Annotated in this window: 21 protein-coding genes; 16 read left to right on the top strand and 5 right to left on the bottom strand. The window is 67.6% G+C overall.

Annotated features, from left to right (window positions below):
* The first annotated feature begins 278 nt into the window (after window positions 1-278).
* The 13 genes from ACIA75_RS16095 (at window position 279) to nuoN (ending at window position 16,011) form a co-directional block, all read left to right on the top strand.
* Window positions 279-659, top strand: coding sequence for an NADH-quinone oxidoreductase subunit A (locus ACIA75_RS16095; RefSeq protein ID WP_397104409.1), 381 nt, complete (start codon window positions 279-281; stop codon window positions 657-659).
* Window positions 660-728: 69 nt separating this feature from the next.
* Window positions 729-1,283, top strand: coding sequence for a NuoB/complex I 20 kDa subunit family protein (locus ACIA75_RS16090; RefSeq protein ID WP_397104407.1), 555 nt, complete (start codon window positions 729-731; stop codon window positions 1,281-1,283).
* Window positions 1,280-2,005, top strand: a complete 726-nt coding sequence (locus ACIA75_RS16085; RefSeq protein ID WP_397104405.1) for an NADH-quinone oxidoreductase subunit C — start codon at window positions 1,280-1,282, stop codon at window positions 2,003-2,005. Before ACIA75_RS16090 ends, ACIA75_RS16085 begins: the two co-directional genes overlap by 4 nt.
* Entirely contained in the window at window positions 2,005-3,384 is a 1,380-nt protein-coding gene (nuoD, locus tag ACIA75_RS16080) for an NADH dehydrogenase (quinone) subunit D (RefSeq protein WP_397104403.1), read from the top strand. The genes ACIA75_RS16085 and nuoD overlap by 1 nt, the downstream gene beginning before the upstream one ends.
* Window positions 3,381-4,097: an NADH-quinone oxidoreductase subunit NuoE gene (gene nuoE, locus ACIA75_RS16075; protein ID WP_397104401.1), complete on the top strand. Its 717-nt coding sequence runs from the start codon at window positions 3,381-3,383 to the stop codon at window positions 4,095-4,097. Before nuoD ends, nuoE begins: the two co-directional genes overlap by 4 nt.
* Complete coding sequence (nuoF, locus tag ACIA75_RS16070; protein WP_397104399.1) at window positions 4,094-5,422, top strand: NADH-quinone oxidoreductase subunit NuoF; 1,329 nt, start codon at window positions 4,094-4,096, stop codon at window positions 5,420-5,422. The genes nuoE and nuoF overlap by 4 nt, the downstream gene beginning before the upstream one ends.
* Window positions 5,419-7,893 (top strand): NADH-quinone oxidoreductase subunit G, encoded by a 2,475-nt coding sequence (locus ACIA75_RS16065; RefSeq protein WP_397104397.1) that lies wholly within the window; start codon window positions 5,419-5,421, stop codon window positions 7,891-7,893. The genes nuoF and ACIA75_RS16065 overlap by 4 nt, the downstream gene beginning before the upstream one ends.
* A complete protein-coding gene (gene nuoH / locus ACIA75_RS16060; protein ID WP_397104395.1) occupies window positions 7,886-9,697 on the top strand; it encodes an NADH-quinone oxidoreductase subunit NuoH in 1,812 nt (603 codons plus the stop codon). The genes ACIA75_RS16065 and nuoH overlap by 8 nt, the downstream gene beginning before the upstream one ends.
* A complete protein-coding gene (locus ACIA75_RS16055; RefSeq protein ID WP_397104393.1) occupies window positions 9,694-10,596 on the top strand; it encodes an NADH-quinone oxidoreductase subunit J in 903 nt (300 codons plus the stop codon). Before nuoH ends, ACIA75_RS16055 begins: the two co-directional genes overlap by 4 nt.
* Entirely contained in the window at window positions 10,593-10,892 is a 300-nt protein-coding gene (gene nuoK, locus ACIA75_RS16050) for an NADH-quinone oxidoreductase subunit NuoK (RefSeq protein WP_357427962.1), read from the top strand. The genes ACIA75_RS16055 and nuoK overlap by 4 nt, the downstream gene beginning before the upstream one ends.
* Before the next feature lies 1 nt (window position 10,893).
* On the top strand, window positions 10,894-12,780 hold the full coding sequence (nuoL, locus tag ACIA75_RS16045; RefSeq protein WP_397104390.1) for an NADH-quinone oxidoreductase subunit L: 1,887 nt from the start codon (window positions 10,894-10,896) through the stop codon (window positions 12,778-12,780).
* The gene (locus ACIA75_RS16040; RefSeq protein ID WP_397104388.1) at window positions 12,777-14,399 is read left to right on the top strand and encodes an NADH-quinone oxidoreductase subunit M; all 1,623 of its coding nucleotides are present in this window, start codon (window positions 12,777-12,779) and stop codon (window positions 14,397-14,399) included. The genes nuoL and ACIA75_RS16040 overlap by 4 nt, the downstream gene beginning before the upstream one ends.
* The gene (gene nuoN, locus ACIA75_RS16035; protein WP_397104386.1) at window positions 14,389-16,011 is read left to right on the top strand and encodes an NADH-quinone oxidoreductase subunit NuoN; all 1,623 of its coding nucleotides are present in this window, start codon (window positions 14,389-14,391) and stop codon (window positions 16,009-16,011) included. Before ACIA75_RS16040 ends, nuoN begins: the two co-directional genes overlap by 11 nt.
* 74 nt (window positions 16,012-16,085) lie before the next feature.
* Here nuoN and ACIA75_RS16030 read toward each other — a convergent pair whose 3' ends face one another.
* A complete protein-coding gene (locus ACIA75_RS16030) occupies window positions 16,086-16,436 on the bottom strand; it encodes a hypothetical protein (RefSeq protein ID WP_397104384.1) in 351 nt (116 codons plus the stop codon).
* 161 nt (window positions 16,437-16,597) lie between these two features.
* Complete coding sequence (locus tag ACIA75_RS16025) at window positions 16,598-17,371, bottom strand: thioesterase II family protein (RefSeq protein WP_397104382.1); 774 nt, start codon at window positions 17,369-17,371, stop codon at window positions 16,598-16,600.
* A 188-nt stretch (window positions 17,372-17,559) separates the two neighbouring features.
* Here ACIA75_RS16025 and ACIA75_RS16020 point away from each other — a divergent pair, with 188 nt between their 5' ends.
* A complete protein-coding gene (locus ACIA75_RS16020; RefSeq protein WP_397104380.1) occupies window positions 17,560-18,639 on the top strand; it encodes a phosphotransferase in 1,080 nt (359 codons plus the stop codon).
* A gap of 26 nt (window positions 18,640-18,665) precedes the next feature.
* Here ACIA75_RS16020 and ACIA75_RS16015 read toward each other — a convergent pair whose 3' ends face one another.
* The 3 genes from ACIA75_RS16015 to ACIA75_RS16005 all read right to left on the bottom strand — a co-directional run bounded on the left by ACIA75_RS16015 (window position 18,666) and on the right by ACIA75_RS16005 (window position 20,995).
* Entirely contained in the window at window positions 18,666-18,983 is a 318-nt protein-coding gene (locus ACIA75_RS16015) for a hypothetical protein (RefSeq protein ID WP_397104378.1), read from the bottom strand.
* Window positions 18,984-19,026: 43 nt separating this feature from the next.
* A complete protein-coding gene (locus ACIA75_RS16010; RefSeq protein ID WP_397104376.1) occupies window positions 19,027-19,452 on the bottom strand; it encodes a hypothetical protein in 426 nt (141 codons plus the stop codon).
* Window positions 19,453-19,798: 346 nt separating this feature from the next.
* Window positions 19,799-20,995, bottom strand: coding sequence for a PucR family transcriptional regulator (locus tag ACIA75_RS16005; protein WP_397104374.1), 1,197 nt, complete (start codon window positions 20,993-20,995; stop codon window positions 19,799-19,801).
* Window positions 20,996-21,149: 154 nt separating this feature from the next.
* Between ACIA75_RS16005 and ACIA75_RS16000 the strand changes: the two genes are divergently transcribed.
* Window positions 21,150-22,880, top strand: a complete 1,731-nt coding sequence (locus ACIA75_RS16000) for an aldehyde dehydrogenase family protein (RefSeq protein WP_397104372.1) — start codon at window positions 21,150-21,152, stop codon at window positions 22,878-22,880.
* 22 nt (window positions 22,881-22,902) lie between these two features.
* Window positions 22,903-24,501 (top strand): GMC family oxidoreductase, encoded by a 1,599-nt coding sequence (locus ACIA75_RS15995; protein WP_397104370.1) that lies wholly within the window; start codon window positions 22,903-22,905, stop codon window positions 24,499-24,501.
* Window positions 24,502-24,606 lie beyond the last annotated feature (105 nt).

The following is a 24,606-nucleotide window of genomic DNA, read 5'->3' as shown; positions in this document are numbered from 1 at the left end:
TTAGGTTCTTTTACTCATAAATCTCAGTCCCGAATTCGATCAAACCGGTCCGTGAATCCGCGTTCGTGCTGGCGTAACAGTTGTAGGCTGTGCTGTAGCTCACATGAGCGCGGGAGATGACATATAACCCGCGCCGCCGAATTCTTCCCCCAGCCCACCTCTCGAATCCGGGGACCGATCCGACGGCGCGGGCCGTACCCATCGACCGCCCGACCCCGTTCGCGGGACCCGGTGGCACCACCGCCGGGTCCCAGTTCGCAAGGAGGGGAAGCGCAGTCGTGAACACCGAACTGCCGATACTGGTCCTCGGCGCGGTCGCCGCCGCGTTCGCGGTCATCTCGGTCCTGATCGCCGGCCTCATCGGCCCGAAACGCTACAACCGCGCCAAACTACAGGCCTACGAATGCGGTATCGAGCCGACACCGCACGCGGTCGCCGGAGGTGTGGAAGGCACTACCGGACAACGCTTTCCGGTGAAGTACTACCTCACCGCGATGCTGTTCATCATTTTCGATATCGAGATCGTGTTCCTCTACCCGTGGGCGGTCCATATCGATGCGCTCGGAGTGTTCGGCCTGGTCGCGATGGCATTGTTCATCGTCAATGTCTCGGTCGCCTACGCCTACGAATGGCGGCGCGGCGGCCTCAGCTGGGACTGAGCCGCGAACCTCCGAACAGCCGCAGCCCGCGCACCGGCGCGGGCACAGAGCCCCAGGGAGTAGTCGGACATGGGTTTGGAAGAGAAACTGCCCAGTGGTTTCGTCCTCAGCACGGTCGAAGCGATGGCGGGATATATGCGGAAAGGGTCGGTATGGCCGGCCACCTTCGGCCTGGCCTGCTGCGCGATCGAGATGATGGCCACCGGCGGCGGACGTTTCGATTCGGCGCGGTTCGGAATGGAGGTGTTCCGCGCCTCCCCGCGCCAGGCCGATCTGATGATCGTCGCCGGCCGGGTCAGCCAGAAGATGGCACCGGTGCTGCGCCAGGTCTACGACCAGATGACCGAGCCGAAATGGGTGCTGGCCATGGGTGTTTGCGCATCGTCGGGCGGGATGTTCAACAACTACGCGATCGTGCAGGGCGTCGACCACGTGGTCCCCGTCGATATCTATCTACCGGGCTGCCCGCCGCGCCCGGAGATGCTGCTCAACGCGATCATCGCCCTGCACACCAAGATCCAGGAGACCCCGATGGGGGTGAATCGCGTCGAGGCGATTCGCGCGGCCGAGCAGGCGGCTCTGGCCGCGACCCCGACGATCCGGATGGAGGGGTTGCTGCGATGACCACCGACCGACCCGAATCCACCGACAGCCGCGCCGTCGAACCGGAACAGCCGATCGGCCCGCGCGACGAGGTGATCGCGAGCCGCCGGGGCATGTTCGGGATCTCCGGGAGCGGTGACACTTCCGGGTACGGGCGTCTCGTCCACGAAGTCGCCCTTCCCGGCGGCAGTCCCCCGCCCTACGGCGGCTACTTCGACACCGTCGTCGAACTCCTGCGCACGGCGCTGGCCGGCGGCCCCGGTTTCGACGCGGCGATCGAGAAAGTGGTGGTGGATCGCGGCGAACTCACCCTGCATATCCACCGCGACCATCTCGTGCCGGTCGCCCGGGCGTTACGCGACGACCCGGCACTGCGTTTCGAGCTGTGTCTCGGCGTGAGCGGGGTGCACTACCCCGACGAGACCGGGCGCGAGCTGCGCGCCGTCTACCACCTGAACTCGATCACGCACGGACGCCGGCTACGCCTCGAGGTGGCCGCGCCCGATTCCGATCCCCATATTCCGTCCCTGTACCGCGTGTACCCGACCTGCGACTGGCACGAACGGGAAACCTACGACTTCTTCGGCATCCGATTCGACGGGCATCCCTCGCTGACTCGCATCACCATGCCCGACGACTGGCGCGGTCACCCGCAGCGCAAGGACTACCCGCTCGGCGGGATACCGGTCGAATACAAGGGCGCGCGCATACCGCCGCCCGATGAGCGGAGGGCGTACAGCTGATGAGCGAGATCGATATCCGGCCCGGCGTTTCCGGCGGTCCGGACCACGACGAATCCGCAACCGGCACTCCCCCGCCCGGGACGGGCAGTACCGGCGATCCGGTGATCACGGTCGCGGGCCAGGACTGGGACGAGGTCGCCGACACGTTACGCGGTGCCGGCGAGGAACGCATCGTCGTCAATATGGGCCCGCAGCACCCATCCACCCACGGCGTCCTGCGGCTCATCCTGGAAATCGAGGGCGAGACCGTGGTGGAGGCGCGCTGCGGAATCGGCTACCTGCACACCGGGATCGAGAAGAACCTCGAATTCCGCAACTGGGCCCAAGGGGTCACCTTCGTCACCCGGATGGACTATCTGTCCCCGTTCTACAACGAGACAGCCTTCTGCCTCGGCGTGGAGCGCCTGCTCGGAATCACCGACGATATTCCGGAGCGCGCCACCGTGATCCGGGTCCTGCTGATGGAACTCAACCGCATCTCCTCGCATCTGGTGGCGCTGGCCACCGGCGGTATGGAACTGGGCGCGCTCACCCCGATGCTCTTCGGTTTCCGGGAACGCGAACTGATCCTGGACGTGTTCGAGGCCATCACCGGGCTGCGGATGAACCATGCGTATATCCGTCCCGGCGGAATCGCCCAGGATCTCCCGGACAACGGGGTCACCCTGGTGCGGGAACTGCTGGAACTGATGCCGAAACGCCTGCGCGATATGGAGCATCTGCTCACCCACAACCCGATCTTCAAGGCCCGCACCCAGAACATCGGCTATCTCGATCTCACCGGATGTATCGCGCTCGGGATCACCGGCCCGGTGCTCCGCTCGACCGGCCTGCCGCACGATCTGCGCAAGGCCCAGCCGTACTGCGGTTACGAGACCTACGAATTCGACGTCCCGACCACCGACACCTGTGATTGTTACGGCCGCTACCTCATCCGGATCGAGGAGATGAAGGAGTCGCTGAAGATCGTGGAACAGTGCCTGGACCGGCTGCGGCCGGGTCCGGTGATGGTGGCGGACAAGAAAATTGCCTGGCCTGCCGATCTGACCCTGGGCGAGGACGGGCTCGGGAACTCGCCGCGGCATATCGGCAAGATCATGGGCACCTCCATGGAGGGGCTGATCCACCATTTCAAACTCGTCACCGAGGGCATCCGGGTGCCGCCGGGCCAGGTCTACGAAGCGGTGGAATCACCGCGCGGCGAACTGGGGGTGCATATGGTCAGCGACGGTGGCACCCGGCCGTATCGCGTGCACTACCGCGACCCCTCCTTCACCAATCTGCAGGCGGTGGCCGCGATGTGCGAGGGCGGCATGGTCGCCGATGTGATCGCTTCCGTCGCCAGTATCGACCCCGTGATGGGTGGTGTGGACCGTTGAGCGAGATTCTGTTGCGGCTCAGCAGCCGGCCGGAGCCGTTTCCGGAGGATGTCCGGGCGCGCCTGGAACCGGACGCCAAGGAGATCATCGGGCGCTATCCGCAGCCGCGGTCGGCGCTGCTGCCGTTGTTGCATCTGGTGCAGTCGGAAGAGAGCTATGTCAGCAGTACCGGGATCGAATTCTGTGCCGAGATGCTGGGGCTCACCGGCGCCGAGGTGACCGCGGTCGCCACGTTCTACTCGATGTACCGGCGCACACCGACCGGTGATTACCACGTGGGCGTGTGCACCAATACCCTCTGCGCGGTACTCGGCGGTGACGCCATCCTTGCCACGCTGCGCGAACAGCTCGGCATCGCGCACGGCGAGACCACCGCCGACGGCACGATCACCCTCGAACACATCGAATGCAACGCGGCCTGTGATTACGCGCCCGTCGTCATGGTGAACTGGGAGTTCTTCGACAACCAGACCCCGGAATCGGTCCGGGCGCTGGTGGCGGACCTCCTCGCCGGGCAACCCGTCACGCCCACCCGCGGCGCCCCGCTGTGCACCTTCCGGGAGACCGCGCGCGTACTGGCCGGCTTCCCGGACCAGCGGCCCGGCGTTCTCGACGGCGATCCGGGCGGGCCGACCCTCGCGGGCCTCGATATCGCGCGGGAGAACGCGATGCGGGCACCCGCGGCGACGGACAGCGAAGGCGGCGCGCAATGACCCTGACACCGGTCCTGAGCAGGTACTGGAATCTGCCGAATTCCTGGACTCTGGACACGTACCGCGCCCACCAGGGATACGACGCGCTCCCGATCGCCTTCGCCATGACGCCGGACGAAGTCATCACCACCGTCAAGGACGCCGGGTTGCGCGGCCGCGGCGGGGCCGGGTTCCCGACCGGGATGAAATGGGGTTTCATCCCGCAGGGGCCAGAACCCGACGGCAGCGTGAAACCGCATTATCTGGTGGTCAACGCCGACGAGTCCGAACCGGGGACCTGTAAGGACATCCCGCTCATGCTCGCCGCACCGCACTCCCTGATCGAGGGGGTGATCATCGCCGCGTACGCCATCCGCGCCGCACATGCGTTCATCTATGTGCGTGGTGAGGTGGTGCCGGTACTGCGGCGGCTGCAGGCCGCCGTCGCGGAGGCCTATGCCGCCGGGTTGCTCGGACGCGACATCCTGGGTTCGGGATACGATCTCGAACTCACCGTGCACGCCGGGGCCGGGGCCTACATCTGCGGTGAGGAGACCGCGCTGCTGGATTCGCTGGAGGGACGGCGCGGTCAACCCCGTTTGCGGCCACCGTTTCCCGCGGTCGCCGGCCTGTACGCGTGCCCGACCGTGGTCAACAATGTCGAGTCGATCGCCAGCGTCCCACCGATTCTCCGGCACGGTCCCACCTGGTTCCGTTCCATGGGCAGTGAGAAATCGCCGGGTTTCACGCTGTATTCGCTGTCAGGGCATATTGCCCGCCCAGGCCAGTACGAGGCGCCGCTCGGGGTGACGCTGCGGGAGCTGCTGGGCTACGCCGGTGGTGTGCGCGCCGGGCACGACCTGAAGTTCTGGACACCGGGCGGGTCCTCCACACCGCTGTTCACCGCCGAACATCTCGACGTACCCCTGGACTACGAGAATGTGATGGCGCACGGGTCCATGCTCGGTACCAAGGCGCTGCAGATCTTCGACGACACCACCTGTGTGGTGCGGGCAGTCCTGCGGTGGACCGAGTTCTACGCACACGAATCCTGTGGCAAATGCACGCCGTGCCGGGAAGGAACATACTGGCTGGTCCAGCTGCTCACCCGGCTGGAAGCGGGCCTCGGCACTCCCGCCGATCTGGACAAACTCCTGGATATCGCCGACACCATCAACGGTAAATCGTTCTGCGCGCTCGGTGACGGCGCTGCCAGCCCGATCGTGTCGTCGGTCAAGTTCTTCCGCGACGAGTACATCGCCCATCTGGAACAGGGTGGCTGCCCCTTCGACCCGGCGCGCGCCACCGCCTGGGCTCCGACCGCGGCCGGAGAGGTAATCCGATGACAGCCACCGTCCGCTCCGATTCCGCCGATCTGCAGCCCGCCGATCTGGTCACGCTCACCATCGACGGCACCACGGTCAGCGTTCCGGCCGGCACCCTGCTCATCCGGGCGGCGGAACTGATCGGCGTCCAGATCCCGCGATTCTGCGATCACCCGCTACTGGCCCCGGTCGGCGCCTGCCGGCAGTGCCTGGTGGAAGTGGAGGGCCAGCGCAAACCGGTCGCCTCCTGCACCATGGCGGTCGCCGAAGGGATGGTCGCCCGCACCCAGCTGAGTTCACCGGGCGCGGAGAAAGCGCAGCGGGGCGTGATGGAACTGCTGCTGATCAACCATCCGCTGGACTGCCCGGTATGCGATAAGGGCGGCGAATGCCCGCTACAGAACCAGGCCATGTCCACCGGTCGCGTGGAGACCCGCTTCGAGGGTGTCAAACGCACATTCCCCAAGCCGATTCCGCTGTCCAGCGCGGTCCTGCTGGACCGCGAACGCTGCGTGCTGTGTGCCCGCTGCACCCGCTTCTCCCAGCAGATCGCCGGCGATCCGTTCATCGAACTGCTCGACCGCGGCGCACTGCAGCAGGTCGGGACCGCCGAACACGAACCGCTGGACTCGTATTTCTCCGGGAACACCGTGCAGATCTGCCCGGTCGGCGCGCTCACCGGTACCAGTTATCGGTTCCGCGCCCGCCCCTTCGATCTGGTGTCCAGCCCCAGTGTCTGCGAACACTGCGCCTCCGGGTGCGCCCAGCGCACCGACCACCGGCGCGGGAAGGTGATGCGCCGGCTGGCCGGCGATGACCCGCAGGTCAATGAGGAATGGAACTGCGACAAGGGCCGCTGGGCGTTCACCTACGCCACCGAACGGGACCGGATCACCACCCCGCTGCTGCGCGGATCCGACGGCGAACTGGCACCGTGCTCATGGTCCGAGGCACTGTCTGCCGCCGCACGCGGTCTCCGCGCCGGGGTGGGGAACGCGGCTGTGCTGACCGGCGGCCGGATCACCGAAGAGGAAGCGTACGCCTACGCCAAATTCGCCCGGGTGGTGCTGGGCACCAACGATATCGACTTCCGTGCCCGCGCCCATTCCGCGGAGGAGGCCGAGTTCCTCGGCGCGTGGGTAGCCGGGCATGCCGACTCCGTCACCTACGACACACTGACGACCGCGCCGGTGGTGCTGCTCGCGGGTTTCGAACCGGAGGAAGAGTCGCCCATCGTCTATTTGCGGCTGCGCAAGGCAGCGCGCACCCGTGGTATGCCGATCTACTCCGTCGCCGCCTATGCCTCCCGCGGTCTGGAGCGGATGTCGGGCACATTGCTCCAGACAGTTCCGGGTACCGAACCGGACGTCCTCGGCGCGTTGTACGAGACGCCGGTTCACTCTGTATCGGAGTCCGATTCAGCGGCGGTCGCGCGGCTGCTGCGCGAGCCCGGAGCGGTGATCCTGGCGGGTGAACGGCTGGCCGCGATCCCGGGCGCGTTGTCGGCGACAGTGCGGCTGGCCGCCGAGACCGGGGCCGCCCTCGCCTGGGTACCACGCCGGGCCGGCGAACGCGGGGCGGTGGAAGCGGGCGCGCTACCGGGACTGCTGCCGGGTGGCCGGCCGCTCACCGATCCCGAGGCCCGGCACGAGGCCTGCCGGATATGGAATATCACCGACCTACCCGCCACTCCCGGACGTGATACCGGGTCCGTGCTCGACGGAACGGGCACGGGCGGCGCCCTGATCGTCGGCGGTGTCGAACTCGCCGATCTTCCCGACCCCGCCGCGGCCCGCGCGACACTGCACGCCGCCGATTTCGTCATCTCCCTCGAACAACGCCACAGTGCGGTCACCGCTCTCGCCGATGTGGTGTTCCCGGTGGCCACGGCAATGGAGAAGTCCGGCACCTTCCGGACCTGGGAGGGCCGGCCGCGGCCGTTCGCGGCGGCGCTGACCGAGAGCACCGTGCGCCGCACCGCCGCACCGCTGTCCGACCTCCGGGTGCTGCACAGCCTCGCCGCGGAGCTGGGCGTATCGCTCGGCCTGCCGGATGCCGCCGCGGCACGCGCCGAACTCGATCGCTTCGCCGGCTGGACCGGATCCACCGTTGCGCCGCCGGAGTATCCGGCGGCCGCCCCCGCCGCGACCGGGCCGGGGACCGCGATCCTGGCCGGCTGGCGCATGCTGCTGGATCGCGGCCGGATGCAGGACGGCGAACCGAACCTGGCCGGTATCGCCCGGCCCGCGGTGGCCCGGCTCTCCGCCGCGACCGCCGCGGAAGCCGGTGCGGCCGAAGGCGATCCGGTCACCATCGGTACCGCACAGGGCAGCGTCACCCTCCCACTGGCCGTCACCGAGATGCCCGACCGGGTCGTGTGGCTGCCGATGAATTCACCCGGCTGCTCGATCCACAGTGATCTGGGCGCCGGCCCGGGCAGCGTCGTGACCGTGCGGCGCGCCGAACGGACGGAGGCATCCGACCATGACTGATCTGTCCCTCTTCGGTCACGACCCGCTCTGGCTGGTCGCCGCCAAAGCCGTCATCATCTTCGTATTCCTGCTCCTGACCGTCTTGTTCGGTGTGCTGATCGAACGCAAAGTGGTCGCCTGGATGCAGATGCGGGTGGGCCCCAACCGGGTCGGGCCCAAAGGCCTGCTGCAGAGCGCGGCCGACGGCGTGAAGATGGCGTTCAAAGAGGACATCGTCCCCGCGATCGTCGACAAACCCATTTTCGTTCTCGCCCCGATCATCTCGGTGGTCGCCGCGGTGATGGCCTTCGCGGTCATCCCGTTCGGGCCGCAGGTCTCGATCCTCGGGTACAACACCGCCCTGCAGCTCACCGACCTGCCCGTGGGCGTGCTCTACATTCTCGCGATCACCTCGATCGGGGTGTACGGCATCGTCCTGGCGGGCTGGGCCTCGGGGTCCACCTATCCGCTGCTCGGTGGTCTGCGCTCCACCGCGCAGGTGATTTCCTACGAGATCGCCATGGCGCTGTGTTTCGCGGCGGTCTTCCTGCTCGGCGGCACCATGGCGACCTCGGGCATCATCGCCGCCCAGCAACCCACCTGGTACGTGTTCCTGCTGCTGCCGTCGTTCCTGATCTATTGCATCTCCATGGTCGGCGAGACCAATCGCGCACCGTTCGACCTCCCCGAGGCCGAGGGTGAACTGGTCGGCGGTTTCCATACCGAGTACTCGTCGCTGAAGTTCGCGATGTTCATGCTCGCGGAGTACGTGAACATGGCGACGGTCTCCGCGCTGGCGACCACCATGTTCCTGGGCGGCTGGCGCGCCCCGTTCCCGATCAGCCTCTGGGAGGGCGCGAACTCCGGCTGGTGGCCGGTGCTGTGGTTCACCGCCAAGGTGTGGATGTTCCTGTTCGTGTTCATCTGGTTGCGCGGCACCCTGCCGCGGCTGCGCTACGACCAGTTCATGAACCTCGGCTGGAAACTGCTCATCCCGACCTCCCTGGCCTGGGTGATGGTGGTGGCCACCGCCCGGGTGCTCGATCTCGAGGGCTATTCGGTGGGTACCCCGATCCTGGTGGTCGGTGGTCTGCTGCTCACCGGCCTGCTGATCGGATTGTTTCTGCGGGCCGGCCGCGCCCCGGCCCTCGCTCCCGAATTCGCGCCGGAGGACGATATTCCGGTCCCGGCCTCGGGACAGTCGGGCGGCACCGAGGTCTTCCTCGGTTTCCCCACCCCGCCGCTTCCGGAGCGAACCTCCACGATCACCTCTTCTCCCGGCCTGTTCGAACCGCTGGCAGGTTTCGCGGTCACCGCGGCCACCATGTTCAAGAAGCCCAATACCGAGTTCTATCCCGAGGAAAAGGTCCCCACCGCACCGCGGTACCACGGCCGCCACCAGCTCAACCGGCACCCCGACGGGCTGGAGAAGTGCATCGGCTGCGAACTGTGTGCCTGGGCCTGCCCCGCCGACGCCATCTACGTGGAGGGCGCCGACAACACGGAGGACGAACGGTTCTCCCCGGGTGAACGGTACGGCCGGGTCTACCAGATCAACTATCTGCGCTGTATCGGGTGCGGCCTGTGTATCGAGGCCTGCCCCACCCGGGCCCTGACGATGACCAACGACTACGAACTCACCGACGACAACCGCGCGGACCTCATCTACGAGAAGGATCGGCTGCTCGCCCCACTGGCCCCCGAAATGCAGGCACCACCGCACGCCATGCAACCGGGTACGACCGAGGCCGACTACTACCTCGGACGGGTAACCGGCGATACCGAACGGCCCACCGCGGGAACGGCCCCGGGAGGTACCCGATGAGCCCCGTGACCGCTGTTCTGGCAGCCGCTCCCCTCACCGACACCGGCACAGGTGAAGCCGTACAGTTCTGGATCCTGGCCCCGCTGGCGGTGATCGGCGCGCTGGGAATGGTTTTCGCGGCCAAAGCCGTACATTCGGCGATCTGCCTGGCCGCCACCATGATCACGCTGGCGGTGTTCTATATCGCCCAGGACGCACTGTTCCTCGGCGTGGTGCAGATCGTCGTGTACACCGGCGCGGTCATGATGCTGTTCCTGTTCGTTCTCATGCTGGTCGGTGTCGATTCGGCGGAATCGCTGCGGGAAACCCTGCGCGGGCAGCGGATCGCCGCGGTCGTGGTGGGTACCGGGTTCGGGATCCTGCTGTGCACCGGGATCGCGCACGGAATCCGGCGCTCCGATATCGCCTTCCCCGCCACCGGGTTCCCCGGCCAGGACGTGATCGGCGCGCTGGCGGAGTTGATCTTCGTACGTTACGTGTGGGCATTCGAGCTGACCGGGGCCCTGCTCATCGCCGCCACCATCGGCGCCATGCTGCTGGCGCACCGCGAACATTTCGGACCGAAACTGGGCCAGCGGGAACTGTCCCGGCGCCGGTTCCGCGATACGGGACACCGGCCGACTCCACTGCCCACACCCGGCGTCTACGCCCGGCACAATGCCGTCGATATCCCGGCCCGGCTCCCGGACGGCTCGTTCGAGGAACTGTCGGTCTCGACCATCCTGCGGCACCGCCGCACGCAGGCGCTCACCGACGCCGCCGTCCTCTCGGTCGGCACGACCCCGGCGTCCGCCGCCAACGGCACCCCGGCACCCGGCAGTCACGCCACCGCGCCCGGCACGGGTGGCACCGGCGGCAGCCACACCATTCGCCCGGCCGATGAGGAAGGTCCCCGGTGAATCCCGAGAACTATTTGTTCCTGTCCGCGCTGCTGTTCACCATCGGCGCCGCGGGAGTCCTGTTGCGGCGTAACGCGATCATCGTGTTCATGTGCATCGAGCTCATGCTCAACGCGGTCAACCTCGCGTTCGTGACCTTCGCCCGGATGCACGCGAACCTCGACGGTCAGGTCTTCGCGTTTTTCACGATGGTGGTTGCCGCGGCCGAGGTCGTGGTCGGTCTGGCCATCATCATCACCATCTTCCGCGCCCGCCGTTCGACCTCGGTCGACGACGCCAACCTGCTGAGGTTCTAACGTGGAAACCGCAACGCTGTGGCTGCTGCCCGCCCTGCCCCTCGCCGGCGCCGGCGTGCTGCTGCTCACCGGGCGCCGGGCGGACGCCTGGGGTCATCTGCTCGCGACCCTCACCGCGCTGGCCTCGTTCGTCGTCGCCGTGGTGGCTTTTCTCGGGATGCTGGGCCGCGCCGACGCCGACCGCGCGATCGCCGCCGATCTGTTCAGCTGGGTTCCGGTGGCGGGCCTGCAGGTGGACTTCGGGCTGGCACTGGACCAGCTGTCGATCTGCTTCGCCCTGCTCATCACCGGTGTCGGATCCCTCATCCACATCTACTCGATCGGGTATATGAGCGAGGACCCCGGTCGCCGCCGCTTCTTCGCCTACCTGAATTTGTTCCTGGCCGCCATGTTGCTGCTGGTGCTGGCGAACAACTACCTCGTGCTGTACCTGGGCTGGGAGGGTGTCGGCCTGGCCTCGTATCTGCTGATCGGGTTCTGGTACCACAAACCCACCGCGGCGACGGCGGCCAAGAAAGCCTTCGTGGTGAACCGGGTCGGCGATATGGGGCTGGCGCTGGCCATGATGGTCATGTTCGCCACCTTCGGCTCCCTCGACTTCACCGCCGTCTTCGGGGCGGCGTCCGGCGCGAGCGACGGGACACTCACCGCGATAGGGCTTTTCCTGCTGCTGGCGGCATGCGGTAAGTCCGCCCAGGTGCCGCTGCAATCCTGGCTCGGGGATGCGATGGAAGGCCCCACGCCGGTGTCGGCGCTCATCCACGCAGCCACCATGGTCACGGCGGGTGTGTACCTGATCGCCCGGTCGAACCCGATCTACAACCTCGCACCGACCGCGCAGGTCGCGGTCGTGCTGGTCGGCGCGGTGACCCTGCTGTTCGGCGCGATCATCGGCTGCGCCAAGGACGACATCAAGAAAGCGCTCGCCGCGTCCACCATGAGCCAGATCGGCTATATGGTGCTGGCCGTCGGCCTCGGACCCGCTGGTTACGCGGTGGCCATCATGCATCTGCTCACCCACGGCTTCTTCAAGGCCGGCCTGTTCCTCGGCGCCGGTTCGGTGATGCACGCGATGAACGACGAAACCGATATGCGCCGATACGGGGGTCTGCGGACACTGCTGCCGATCACCTATGTCACCTTCGGGCTCGGTTATCTCGCGATCATCGGCGTACCGCCGTTCGCCGGATTCTTCTCCAAGGACCGCATCATCGAGGCGGCCTTCGCCGAAGAGGGAATCGCCGGGCCGATCCTGGGCACGGTCACCCTGATCGGCGCCGGCCTCACCGCCTTCTACATGACCCGCGTCATGCTGCTCACCTTCTTCGGTGAACGTCGCTGGAAACCCGATACCCACCCGCACGAATCCCCCGGAGTGATGACCGGCCCGATGATCCTGCTCGCTCTCGGTTCGGTCGGCGCCGGCGCGATATTCGTCTGGGGTTCCTCGCTCCAGCACTGGCTCGCCCCGGTCGTGGGCGAACACCACGGCGAGCCCGCGCTGCCGGTCCCGGTGATCACCGCGCTGGCACTCGGAGTAGTCGCGGTGGGCGTCGCGCTCGCCTACCGGCAGTACGGTCGCGCCGAGGTTCCCGAGACCGCGCCCGAGCCGGTGTCCGCGCTGACCGTCGCGGCCCGCCGTGACCTCTACGGGGACGCGGCGAACGAGGCGGCGTTCATGCGCCCCGGCCGCCATCTCACCCGGGCGCTGGTCTTCCTCGACACCCGCGGTATCGACGGGCTGGTCAACGGTTGTGCCGCCCTGATCGGCGGACTGTCCGCCCGGGCTCGCCGAGTCCAGACCGGATTCGTCCGCTCGTACGCCCTGTCCATGTTCACCGGCGCGGCCCTGGTGGCCGCCGCCCTGCTGGCCGTAAGGATCTGGTGAGCGCCGTGCCCTGGTTGACCGTGCTCTGGCTGCTCCCCCTGGTGGGTGCGGCGGTTGTACTCCTGCTGCCCGCCGCGCAGCGGCTGGTGGCCCGCTGGGTCGGGCTCGTGTTCGCGGTGGCCACACTAGGCGTGGCGCTCGGTATCGCCGTGGCCTTCCGACCCGGCGGAGAACAGTTCCAGTTCGTCGAATCCCACACCTGGATACCGGCCTTCGGCGCCGGCTACACGCTCGGCGTGGACGGTATCGCGCTCGTGCTCGTCCTGCTCACCGCCGGGCTCGTTCCGCTGCTGATCATCGCGGGCTGGCACGACGATCGTGAGGTCGGTTCCGGGAAGCGAGTGGCACACACCTACATCGCGCTCACCCTGCTGGTCGAGGCCATGGTGCTGGTCTCCTTCCTGGCCCTCGATATTCTGCTGTTCTACGTGTTCTTCGAGGCCATGCTCATTCCGATGTACTTCCTCATCGGTGGGTTCGGGCCCCGTACCGACAATGCGCACGTCCGGCAGCAGCGCTCCCGCGCCGCGGTGAAATTCCTGCTGTACAACCTCTTCGGCGGGCTGATCATGCTGGCCGCGGTGATCGGCCTGTACGTGCTCACGGTCCGGGAGAATCTCGGGGCCGACGGCGCGGGCACCTTCGATCTGCGGCTGGTGGTGGAGGCCGCGAACTCCGGACAGCTCGGCGCCGGGCCCGCGGTACTCAACGCGCTGTTCCTCGGTTTCCTGTTCGCGTTCGCGGTGAAGGCGCCGCTGTGGCCGTTGCACACCTGGCTACCGGACGCCGCGGTCGCCGCGACCCCGTCCAGCGCGGTGCTGATGATGGCGGTGGTGGACAAGGTCGGCACGTTCGGCATGCTGCGCTACTGCCTGCTGCTGTTCCCCGCCGCCACCGACACCTACGCACCCCTGGTGATCGTCCTGGCCGTCATCGGGATCCTCTACGGCGCGCTGCTGGCCATCGGGCAGACGGATGTGATGCGGCTGATCGCCTACACGTCGATCTCCCATTTCGGATTCATCGTGCTGGGCATCTTCGCCATGACCAGTCAGGCCCAGACCGGAGCCACCCTGTACATGGTCAATCACGGACTGTCCACGGCGGCGCTGTTCCTGATCGCCGGATTCCTGGTATCGCGCCGGGGCAGCCGCGTCATCGCCGATTACGGTGGTGTCCAGAAAGTGGCACCGGTCCTGGCCGGAACATTCTTCATCGCCGGCCTCGCCACCCTCTCGCTCCCCGGGCTCGCCCCGTTCGTCAGCGAATTCATGGTCCTCATCGGCACTTTCAGCCGCTATCAGGTGGCTGCGGTGCTCGCCACCGGCGCCCTGGTGCTCGCGGCGATCTATGTGCTGTGGCTGTACCAGCGGATGATGACGGGACCGGTGACCAAGGGCAACGAGGGACTCCGGGATCTCGTCCCCCGCGAACTGGTCGTGGTGGTACCGCTGGTCGGAGCGCTGATCTTCTTCGGGGTGTATCCGAAGCCCGTCCTCGATTTCATCGATCCCGCGGTGAACCAGACCCTCACCACCATCGGCAGTGTCGATCCACCACCGCCGGTCCCGGCACAACCGGAAGCGGCGAACACCGGAGGTGTGCCTCATGAGCGCTGAACTGCGCGGCGGTGAGATCCTGGCCGCATCGATATCCACGCCGAGTATCGAGTACCACGTGCTGGCGCCGATTCTCCTGGTTTTCGGGACGGCCGTCCTGGGGGTGCTCGTGGACGCGTTCTGTCCGCGCTCCCGCCGCTATTCCGCCCAGTTGGCGCTCACTGTCACCGGTCTGGTGGCCGCGCTGGTCGCGGTGTTCCTGCTGTCCGGAACCAGGACCACGGCCGTGGCCGGCGCGGTCGCCGTGGATGGGGTCACCCTGTACCTGCAGGGCACACTGCTGATCGTGGGGATTCTCTCCGTCCTGTTCGTCGCCGAACGCGGACCGCTACCGCGCCCGCGCTCGGGGCCGGGCACCTGGAGTCGTGCCGCCGCGGACCCGGATTACGGGATGGATGCCTTCACCCCGCAGGCGTCCGCCGTCCCCGGCAGCGCCGCCGAACGGTCCGCGGCCACCGCGGGAATCACTCCCACCGAGGTGTTCCCACTCCTGCTCCTGGCTCTCGGCGGGCTACTGCTGTTCCCCGCGGCCAACGATCTGCTCACCATGTTCATCGCACTCGAGGTGCTCTCGCTACCGCTGTATCTGCTGTGCGGGCTGGCGCGCCGGCGCCGGCTGCTCTCGCAGGAAGCGGCGCTCAAGTACTTTCTGCTCGGGGCGTTCTCCTCGGCGTTCTTCTTGTACGGGGTAGCGCTGCTCTACGGTCAGGCCGGCACCGTCCGGCTCGCCGGGATCGCCGACGCACTCGCGGCCGAATCCGGGTCGCCCACACTGGCATTGCTGGGTGTGGCCATGCTGGCCGTGGGACTGCTGTTCAAGATCGGTGCGGTCCCATTCCATGCCTGGGTGCCCGATGTGTACCAGGGCGCACCCACCCCGATCACCGCGTTCATGGCGGCGGCCACGAAGATCGCCGCCATCGGCGCTCTGCTGCGCGTACTGCAGGTCGGCGTCGCCGAGATCGCGGCCGACTGGCGTCCGGTCCTCGCGGCGGTCGCGGTCGCCACGATGCTGGTCGGCGCGGTGCTGGCGATCACCCAGACCGATATGAAGCGCATGCTCGCGTATTCCTCGATCGCGCATACCGGTTTCCTGCTCACCGCTCTGGTCGCCGCGAACGACCGGGGTATTTCGTCGACGCTCTTCTATCTGTTCGTCTACGGGCTGGGCACGCTCGGCGCGTTCGCGATCGTCAGCCTGGTGCGGGAATCCGACGGCACCGAGGCCACCGCGCTGTCGCGCTGGGCCGGGCTCGGCCGGCGCGCACCGTGGCTCGCGACGGTGTTCTCCCTGCTGTTGTTGTCGTTCGCCGGGATCCCGGTCACCGCGGGTTTCGTCGCGAAGTTCGCGGTGTTCCAGGCCGCGGCACAGGGTGACGCGGGATTCCTGGTGATCGTCGGTGTCCTGGCCAGTGCTGTTGCCGCGTTCTTCTATATCCGGGTGATCGTGCTGATGTTCTTCACCGACCCTCCGGCCGATCCCCCGGCCATAGTCGCCCCGCGGGCAACCGTCGTATTGATCGTCGTTGCGGCCGCGGTCACGCTGATTCTGGGTCTCGCACCACAACCACTGCTGGACCTCGCCGGTGATGCCGCCGAGTTCGTCCGCTGAACCGAGCTGCTCCGGAACGAGCAACGCCCGCCGGCCGTCGGTGGCCGGCGGGCGTTGCCGTCAACAGAGCCGGCTCAGGTCCACAGCACCGCGATCAGCACATTGACGATCGCCAGACCACCGGCCGCGTCGGGCATCCAAGCCGGGTCCTTGCCCCGTTTGGCGTCGGCGCGGCCCATCTCGGCGAACGCGGCGACCAGCACCGAGATGACGAGCTTGACCCCGATCTTCACCATGTTCAGGTCTTTGTCCAGTGAGGTCACCGATTCGGCCAGTCCGACCAGGATCACCCCGGTGATGAGCTGCGCCCGCGCACCCCACACCATCACCTCGTTGACCGCGGGCCGCCCGGCGGCGTATCCGCCGACCACGGCCGCCATCCCGAGCAGATGGGTGACGACCACAACGTTGTAGACGAGTTCCATAGACCGGAACGCTACTCGATGTCCGGATTCACTACTACACAGAGTCGTAACTACCGGTGCGTCTGCGGCCGAATTCCAGCAGCGCCGTCACAACCGTCTGCATGACCTCGAGGAAGAGGCCGCTTCGCGGAGGCGATTGCCGGGCACAGCGACCGGAAGGTCTACGGGTCCGGTGCGTCCACGAGCATCAATTTCGAGCTCACGAAATCCGCCACCTCACGAGTGTGAACGTCGAGGTAGAAGTGGCGCCCGGGAAACAGTCGCATCTCGAAATGCCCGGTGGTGTGATTGCGCCATTCCTCGAGCTGCTCCGGGGTCGTGGTGGGATCGGACCGGCCGAGCAGCGCGAAGATATCGCAACCGAGCGGCTCCCCCGCCGCGTACCGGTACGTTTCGACCGCCAGATAGTCGTTGCGCACCGCGGGCAGCACGATCTCGGCGATACCCGGCTCCTCCCGCAGGATCCGGACCGATGCCGGGTCGTTCGCCAGCCGCTCGAGTTCGGCGATCACCTCGGTGTCCGGCGCACCATGGAGATTCCCGTGTTCGACGTATGCCGGGTCGGGGCGGCCGGAAACGAAAAGTGCGGCGACCGTTCGCCCGGCGGCTTCGAGCAGCCGGGCCGTCTCGAAGGCCACGGTGGCGCCCATACTGTGGCCGAAGAGCACCGGCCTCCCGGCAGCCATCGGTTCCATCGCCGCCGCGATCACTGCGGCGAGCTCGCCGATCGACGAGACGGGGTCCTCGGCGAGACGATCCTGGCGACCCGGGTATTGGACGGCGTGAACCGCCGGGCCCGGCGCAAGGTTCGCGGCGAGAGAACGGTAGTTGGACGCGGAGCCACCCCCGGGCGGAAAACAGACCAGCACCGGCTGTTGCCCGCTCCCGGACCGCAGTTCACGCAACCAACCGGAGGAGCCTTCACTCCTGGGCATCGGTCCCTCCTCCTGGTTCGATCCGGTGTGGCGAGCAGTCGCTCGGCACCGGATCGAGACTAGCGGCTCCGGAAATGATGCCCCCGAGCCGTTACCTGTCCCGTACCGCTCACCGCCAGTCCAGTTAGATCAACAGTAATGTATTCGAAACGGCAGTCGGCAGTACATTCCGGCGGTAACGTTCGTCCATGGCGGATCCATCGGACGTCGCGGTCATCGCAAGCCCGGCCGACCTCACCGGCGAGTGGCTCACAACGACACTGGGGGCCGCAGTTCTCGGCTTCCGGTACGAACGTATCGGCACAAGCCAGGTCAGCGACTGCTACCGGGTCGTCGTCGACTACGCAGCCGGTGCGACCGGGCCGCGATCGGTGATCCTTAAAGTCGCGTCCGGTGATCCGACCAGTCGGCAGACCGGTTCAGCGATGGGGTTGTACGAGAGCGAGGTCCGGTTCTACCGGGAGCTGGTGCCGCATCTGGGAGGCGGCCCGATTCCGGCGTGCTACCACGCCGCCATCGACCCCGGGTCGGGCGCGTTCGACCTCGTCCTCGAGGACGCGGCACCTGCCGTGGTGGGCGATGAGATCCTCGGCGCGACCGCCGAACAGGCTTTTCTCGCCGTGACCGAGCTCGGCCGCCTGCACTCGCTGGCCGGCGGGCGACCGTCGCTCACCGAGGCCGGCTGGCTCGATCGCAGCTCGCTGCTGAACGCGGCCCTGTTCGAGCAGCTCTATACGCTGTTCCTGGACCGCTACGGCGACTACCTGACCGCGGACCAGCGTTCGGTGTGCGACGCACTGGTCGCTGCCTTCGACCACTACCTCGAACTGGTGAGCGGCGACCCGCAGGGGCTGGTGCACGGGGACTACCGCCTGGACAACATGTTGTTCGGCGCACCCGAGGCGGAAAGACCGCTGACGGTCGTGGATTGGCAGGGGGTCATGTCCGGACCGGCGCTGACGGACCTCGCCTATTTCCTGGGCGGCGCACTCCCGGCCGAACTCCGCCGGACGCACTACGACGATCTGCTGCAGGCCTACTGCGCGGCGCTGGGTCCGAATCCGCCGATAGCGCCGGGTCAGGTCCGGGAAGCGGTGCGACGGCAGAGCTTCATGGGCGTGATCATGTCGATCGCGGCCTCGGTCGTCGTCGAACGGACCGAACGCGGTGACGAACTCTTCATGACCACGCTGACCAGGCATTGCGGCCATGTGATCGATACCGGCGCAACGGACTTGCTGATTCCGGCCGAGGGCGGCTACCGGTGACCAGATCCCGGAATTCGATTCGGCGTTCAGACGCCCGGGCTGCCGCTACTGTAGCCGCCGTACCCGCCGTCGGCCGAGCCGCCGTGCCCGGGACCGCCCGGCCCCAGCTCACCCGGGCCGCCGCCACCCGGCGCTGCCCCGGGCCCACCCGGTGCACGCCGGTTGGACCGGATCACCAGCACGATGATCAGCGGAACACCGAACACCAGCACCGCGATCGGCACGATGATGATGAGCAGGATCAGATAGTCGATGAGCTGCAGGAGTTTGTCCGAACTGGGCGGCGGCTCCGGAACCGGGGCCTCCACTTGCGCCAGAATATCGAGGGCAGATGCGAAAATCATTGTCGTGCAGCCGATCCGCTCAACGGGGAAGAAGGTTCTCGATTCATCGTATCGAGAACCGGAAGCGCGGCAATGCGAATAAGTGCCTACCGTCCGCTCCGAGCGGCGGACCAACCCGGCTTCGGCGGAACCCGAGCCCGCCGCCGGAACATCGAGGACCCACTCCGTACCCCTTCGACCGAAGGATCTCGGCGACGGCAACCACGGCCTGGGGATTGCGCGGACTCTCGACCAGCGCGGCATACGGCAGGGCGATGATGTTGTTCTCCCGGACCGCGATGGTTTCCGCCATCAGCGGCTGCCGGCGGAGCAGCGCGATCTTCGCGTCCACCGAATTCTCCGGTCCGGCACCGTAGTCGACGATCACGATCACGATCGCCTGCGGGTCGCGTTGCGGCGCGGCCTCCCACGAGGCCGTGGTCCACGAGTCGTCAGGTCGTCGACCTGATGTTGCTGCCGCCGGCTTCACGGATGATCCGAGAAGGTGCCGCGGTCCGGCCCTAGGTGAACGGTTCGGGAGTCGCGCTGTCGAACAGGAACACCCAGGCCGGCGTCTGCCCGGCGGGTGCGGTCGCCGCGCCGCGGCGACCTGATCGCGGTAGCCGACGACGAGCACGTCGGCTTTCGCCCGCACACCGAAGATATCCCCGAGATCGGCCAGATCCTGGTACAGCGCATCGAACGGGTCCATCACCCCGCGGCGGGCAGTGCCGGGCCGGCGGCAGGCCTCCGTCAACCGGTACGGAACGGCTCCGAGGGAAGGCACCCAGTCCGGAGCCGGACCGGTGGATTCCTCGAATCCACGAAGATCAGCATTACCGGCTCGTGGCGCCGAGCAGGGTCAGGGCTTCCAGAGCGAGGTACAGTTCGGCGGATTGGCGGGGGTCGGTGGTATCGCGACCGGTGAGGTCGCGGATCTTGCGCAGCCGGTAGCGCACCGTATTGCGGTGACAGTGCATCGTTTCGGCGACGGCCGCGGCCGAACCGCCGCACCGGTACCAGGCATCGAGCGCCTCGATGAGGTCGCCACGCTCGGCGGCCGGCAGGTCGAGGAGGGGGCCGAGGATCTGCGCGGCGGCCCGGCGACCCGCATCGGGGACGGCGATGAGCAGGTGGCCGACGGGTTCGTCGCCGAAACGGATTGCACCGGCCGCCCCCGGGCGCGCGGACCGCGAAGCGAGGCGGGCTTCCGTGAGCGCCGCCGTGATGGCCTGGGGGGCCGAGAATACGGTGCTGATTCCGACCCGGTCGTCGACGAACGCGGAAATCTCCGAGGCGGCGCGGTCGATCGCGGCCGGCGAGGCCCCGGACAGCAACCCGATATGCGCATCGATCTGCGCATCCCACACCGACCGGATCCCGAGGCTCTCCAGCGCGGCGGTGAGTTTCCCCGGCAGCGGAGCGGTGGGTTCGGTATCGATCGCGACGACCGCGAAGGCGCCGCGTTCCGGAATCCCCAGTGTGCGCAGCACATCGAGCACCCGGGCCGGATTCCCGGAATGATCGTCGAACAGGGTCCGAACGAGCCGGCTCTGGAACTGGGCGTCGGAGTGCGCCAGCAGGACCTCGGTATCTCGGTAGGCCTCGACGGCCGCGTCGGAGTACAGATCGATGAGCTCCCACAGGTGGGTCGCCAGATCGTGCAGCCGGGGGTCGCCCGGCCCGGCGGACCGTTTTGTCAGTTCTTCCCAGATGAGGCGACCGCCCAGCCGGTAGGCGTGCAGGAGGGCGGCGATCGGGATCCCCTGCTCGGCCTTCAAGCGGCCGGCCGCGCGGGCCGGACTCAGCCGCAACGGGTGGGTGCGGGCCAGCGCCCCGATCACCGAGGTCAGGTTTTCCCGGCAGGTGTTCTGCAGCTGTTCCTCGGTGAGCAGCCCGGACTGCCCGTAGGAAGGGTCGGCGACGGAGATCCGGCCGACCAGGATATCGGTCAGCACCTCGACATCGTCCGACAGGCGGGCGGCCAGGGCGGATGCCTCGGGTGTCGGCGTCACCGGTGCGGGCGTGGTCATATCGGCAGTGTACTCAGCGGCCGTGATCCAGACCACGCCCAGATTGTGCACGGGCACAAATACCGAGCGGGAAGTCCGCAACGGTGACACATTTCGCTCGGTCGTGAGCACAGTCACACTCGGTAGTGTCCGGATTCCCGCGTGATCCTCATCGATGGAGTGTGCCACCGTGCAGACAGAACAGGCCCCCGCGGCCGATAAGGTCATCGACGCCGCCATATCCGACCTCGCCGAGGGCGAGAAGAAATGGTCGCGGTTACCGCTGACCGGTAGACGCGCCCTACTCGACCGGATGCGCGCGCTCACCGGGCAGTATGCCCAGGAGTGGGTCGACGCCGCCGTTCGGATCAAGGGCCTCGACGCCTCGTCGCCGCTGGTGGGTGAGGAATGGATGTCCGGGCCGTATGCGCTCGCGACCAGCCTCGCCGCCGTCTCGGGCACCCTCGAATCGCTGGAGCGAGGCGTCAGCCCGCTCGCGAACGCGACATTCGGCGCCGCCGGGGACCGGGTGACCGTTCGGGCGCTGCCCACCGGCCTGTACGACGAGCTGCTGCTCAGCGGCTTCCGCGCCGAAGTCTGGCTGCAGCGGGGTGTCAGCTCGGCCGCGGCGAAAGCCAACGCGGGGCTCGCTCAGCTCGATCCCACCCGCACGCACGGGATCGGGGCGGTGCTCGGCGCCGGTAACATCACCTCGATCGCGCCGCTGGACACGATCTACGAACTGATCGCGCACAACCGTGTCGTCGCCCTCAAACTGAACCCGGTCACCGATCCGCTGCGCCCGGTCTTCGAGAAGATCTTCGCGCCGTTCATCGAGCTCGGGGTCGTCCGAGTACTCACGGGCGGTGCCGGTATCGGCGGACAGCTGGTCAACCACGAACGGGTCGCGCACGTCCATATGACCGGGAGCGCCGCGACCCACGATGCCATCGTCTGGGGGACCGGCCCGGACGCGGCGGCACGGAAGGCCGCCGGCACACCGCTGCTGCAGAAACCGATCAGCAGCGAGCTCGGCGGAGTGTCCCCGACGATCGTGCTACCGGGCCGGTGGAGTACCGCCGACCTGGAGTTCCAGGCCGAACATCTCGCGACCCAGCGGCTGCACAACGGCGGCTACAACTGTGTCGCGGCACAAGCGGTGATCGTCTCCGCGGACTGGCCGCAGAAGGATCAATTTCTGGCGGCATTGGCCGCGGCGCTCGATCGGGCGCCGGGACGACGTGCCTACTACCCGGGCAGCGATGACCGGGTGGCCGCGGCGCGCACCACTTATCCGGAGGCCCGGTCCCTCGGCGCCCGGGGGGAACGGCTGCTGGTCACCGGACTGGACCCGGCGGCGGCGGAAACTTTGTACTCGACCGAATACTTCGCACCGGTTCTCGGGGTCGTGGAGCTGCCCGGCACGGGCACGGCCTTCGCCCGCGCGGCGGTGGACACGGCGAACGACCGGCTCACCGGCACCCTGGGCGCCAATATCGTCGCGCACCCGGACAGCATCGACGAGCTGGGTGAAGAGTTCGACGCGCTCATCGCGCGGCTGCGGTACGGCACCATCGCGATCAACGCCTGGACCGCGGTGGGTTATCTGACCCCCACCGCGAGCTGGGGCGCCTATCCCGGCCACACCCTCGACGATGTGCAGAGCGGGATCGGCGTCGTGCACAACGCGTGGTTGATCGACCGGATCGAACGCACCGTCGTCCGGGGGCCGTTCCGCCCGGCGCCGCGTTCGATACTGCACCGCGAATGGGCGCTGTCCCCCAAGCCGCCCTGGTTCGTCACCAATCGGACCGCCGCGGAAACCGGCCGGCGGCTCGCCGCTTTCGGCGCCGATCCCCGCTGGTCCCGGCTGCCCGCCATCTTCGCCTCCGCCCTGCGCGGCTGAACCACGACTGGAGCACTCACCGATGAATGCCGATGCAGCCCTCCCGTCCACCGTCGATTACATCGTTGTCGGTACCGGCTCCGCCGGTGCGGTCGTCGCCGCTCGCTTGAGCGAGAATCCGGGGAACCGGGTCGCGGCGCTCGAGGCCGGGCCCGAGGACAGCAACCGTTTCGCCCATATTCCGGCCGCCTTCTCCAAGCTCTTCCAGGGCGAATGCGACTGGGGCTATCTGACCACCCCGCAACCCGAGCTCGGCAACCGCCAGATCCTGTATCCGCGCGGCAAGCTCCTCGGCGGCTCGTCCTCGATGAACGCGATGATGTGGGTGCGCGGTTTCGCCGCCGACTACGACGAGTGGGCCCAGGCAGCCGGCGAGTCCTGGTCGTTCGCCGAGGTCGCCGGGTATTTCAAGAAGATCGAATCCGTCGAGGGGGCGCGTGAACCCGACGAGGGCCGCAACGGTCCGCTGCGGATCGCGCACCAGCGCAGCGCAAGCTCGTGGACACGGGATTTCCTGGCGGCCGCCGAACTTGCCGGTTTCAAGAACGAACGCGCCAATTCCGCACAGCCGGAGGGCTTCTGCCAGACCATGGTCACGCAGAAGCGCGGCGCACGGTGGAGCACGGCCGATGCCTATCTGAAGCCGGCGCGGCGGCGGGAAAACCTGACCGTGATCACCGAAGCGCACGCGAGCCGGGTGCTGTTCGAGGGCACCCGCGCGGTGGGCGTCGAATACCGTAAAGGCAACCAGGTTTTCACCCTGCGCGCGCGGAGGGAGGTCGTGCTCTGCGGTGGCGCGATCAATACGCCGCAGCTGCTCATGCTCTCCGGGATCGGAGACGAACAACAGCTACGCGAGCACGGTATCCAGGTCCTGCGTCATACCCCCGAGGTCGGCCGCAATCTCACCGACCACCTGGTCTCGCTCATCGGGTTCGCGGTGGATTCCGGCACGCTCTTCGACGCCGAGAAACCGCGCCAGCTGCTCGACTACCTGGTGCGCCGCCGCGGCATGCTCACCTCCAATGTCGGTGAGGCCTACGGTTTCGTGCGCAGCCGCCCCGAACTCGAACTGCCCGACCTCGAAATCATCTTCGGCCCCGCGCCGTTCTTCGACGAGGGAATCGGTATCGCACCGGGCCACGCGGTCGCGCTCGGACCGATCCTGCTGCGCCCACGCAGCCGCGGCACCGTCACCCTCACCGGCGCCGACCCCACCGCCAAAGCACTCGTGGATCCGAACTACCTGTCCGACAGCGAAGGCGCCGACCGCGCCGCCCTCCTCGAAGGCCTGCGGATCTCCCACCGGATCGCCAGCACCCAGCCCCTGAGCCCCGCTCTCGGCCGCTTCTTGCAGCCGAAGCGCGAATTGGACACGCTGGACGAAACCCTCGAAGAGGCGCTCACCTGGCATTCGCACACCCTGTACCACCCGGTCAGCACCTGCCGGATGGGCACCGACGCCGGCAGCGTGGTCACTCCCGACCTGAAGGTGCGCGGTGTCGAGGGTCTGCGCGTGGCCGATGCCTCGGTGATGCCGAATATCATCCGCGGCCACACCCACGCCCCCGCGGTCGTAATCGGCGAAAAGGCAGCGGATCTGCTGGGCGCCGATCGCTGACCGGTCCAGTCGAGGGGTCGCGTCCCGCCACCGAGGCGGGGCGCGGCCTTCGTTCGTTGCCGATCAGAGCTGAATTCCCTGCGGGACAGAAGTTACCGGCCGGAT

The sequence above is a fragment of the Nocardia sp. NPDC051750 genome (assembly GCF_044453135.1).
In the GTDB taxonomy this organism is placed as follows: domain Bacteria; phylum Actinomycetota; class Actinomycetes; order Mycobacteriales; family Mycobacteriaceae; genus Nocardia.
The sequence above is the reverse complement of the archived record's forward strand: the minus strand, read 5'-3'. Positions and strand labels throughout refer to the sequence as shown.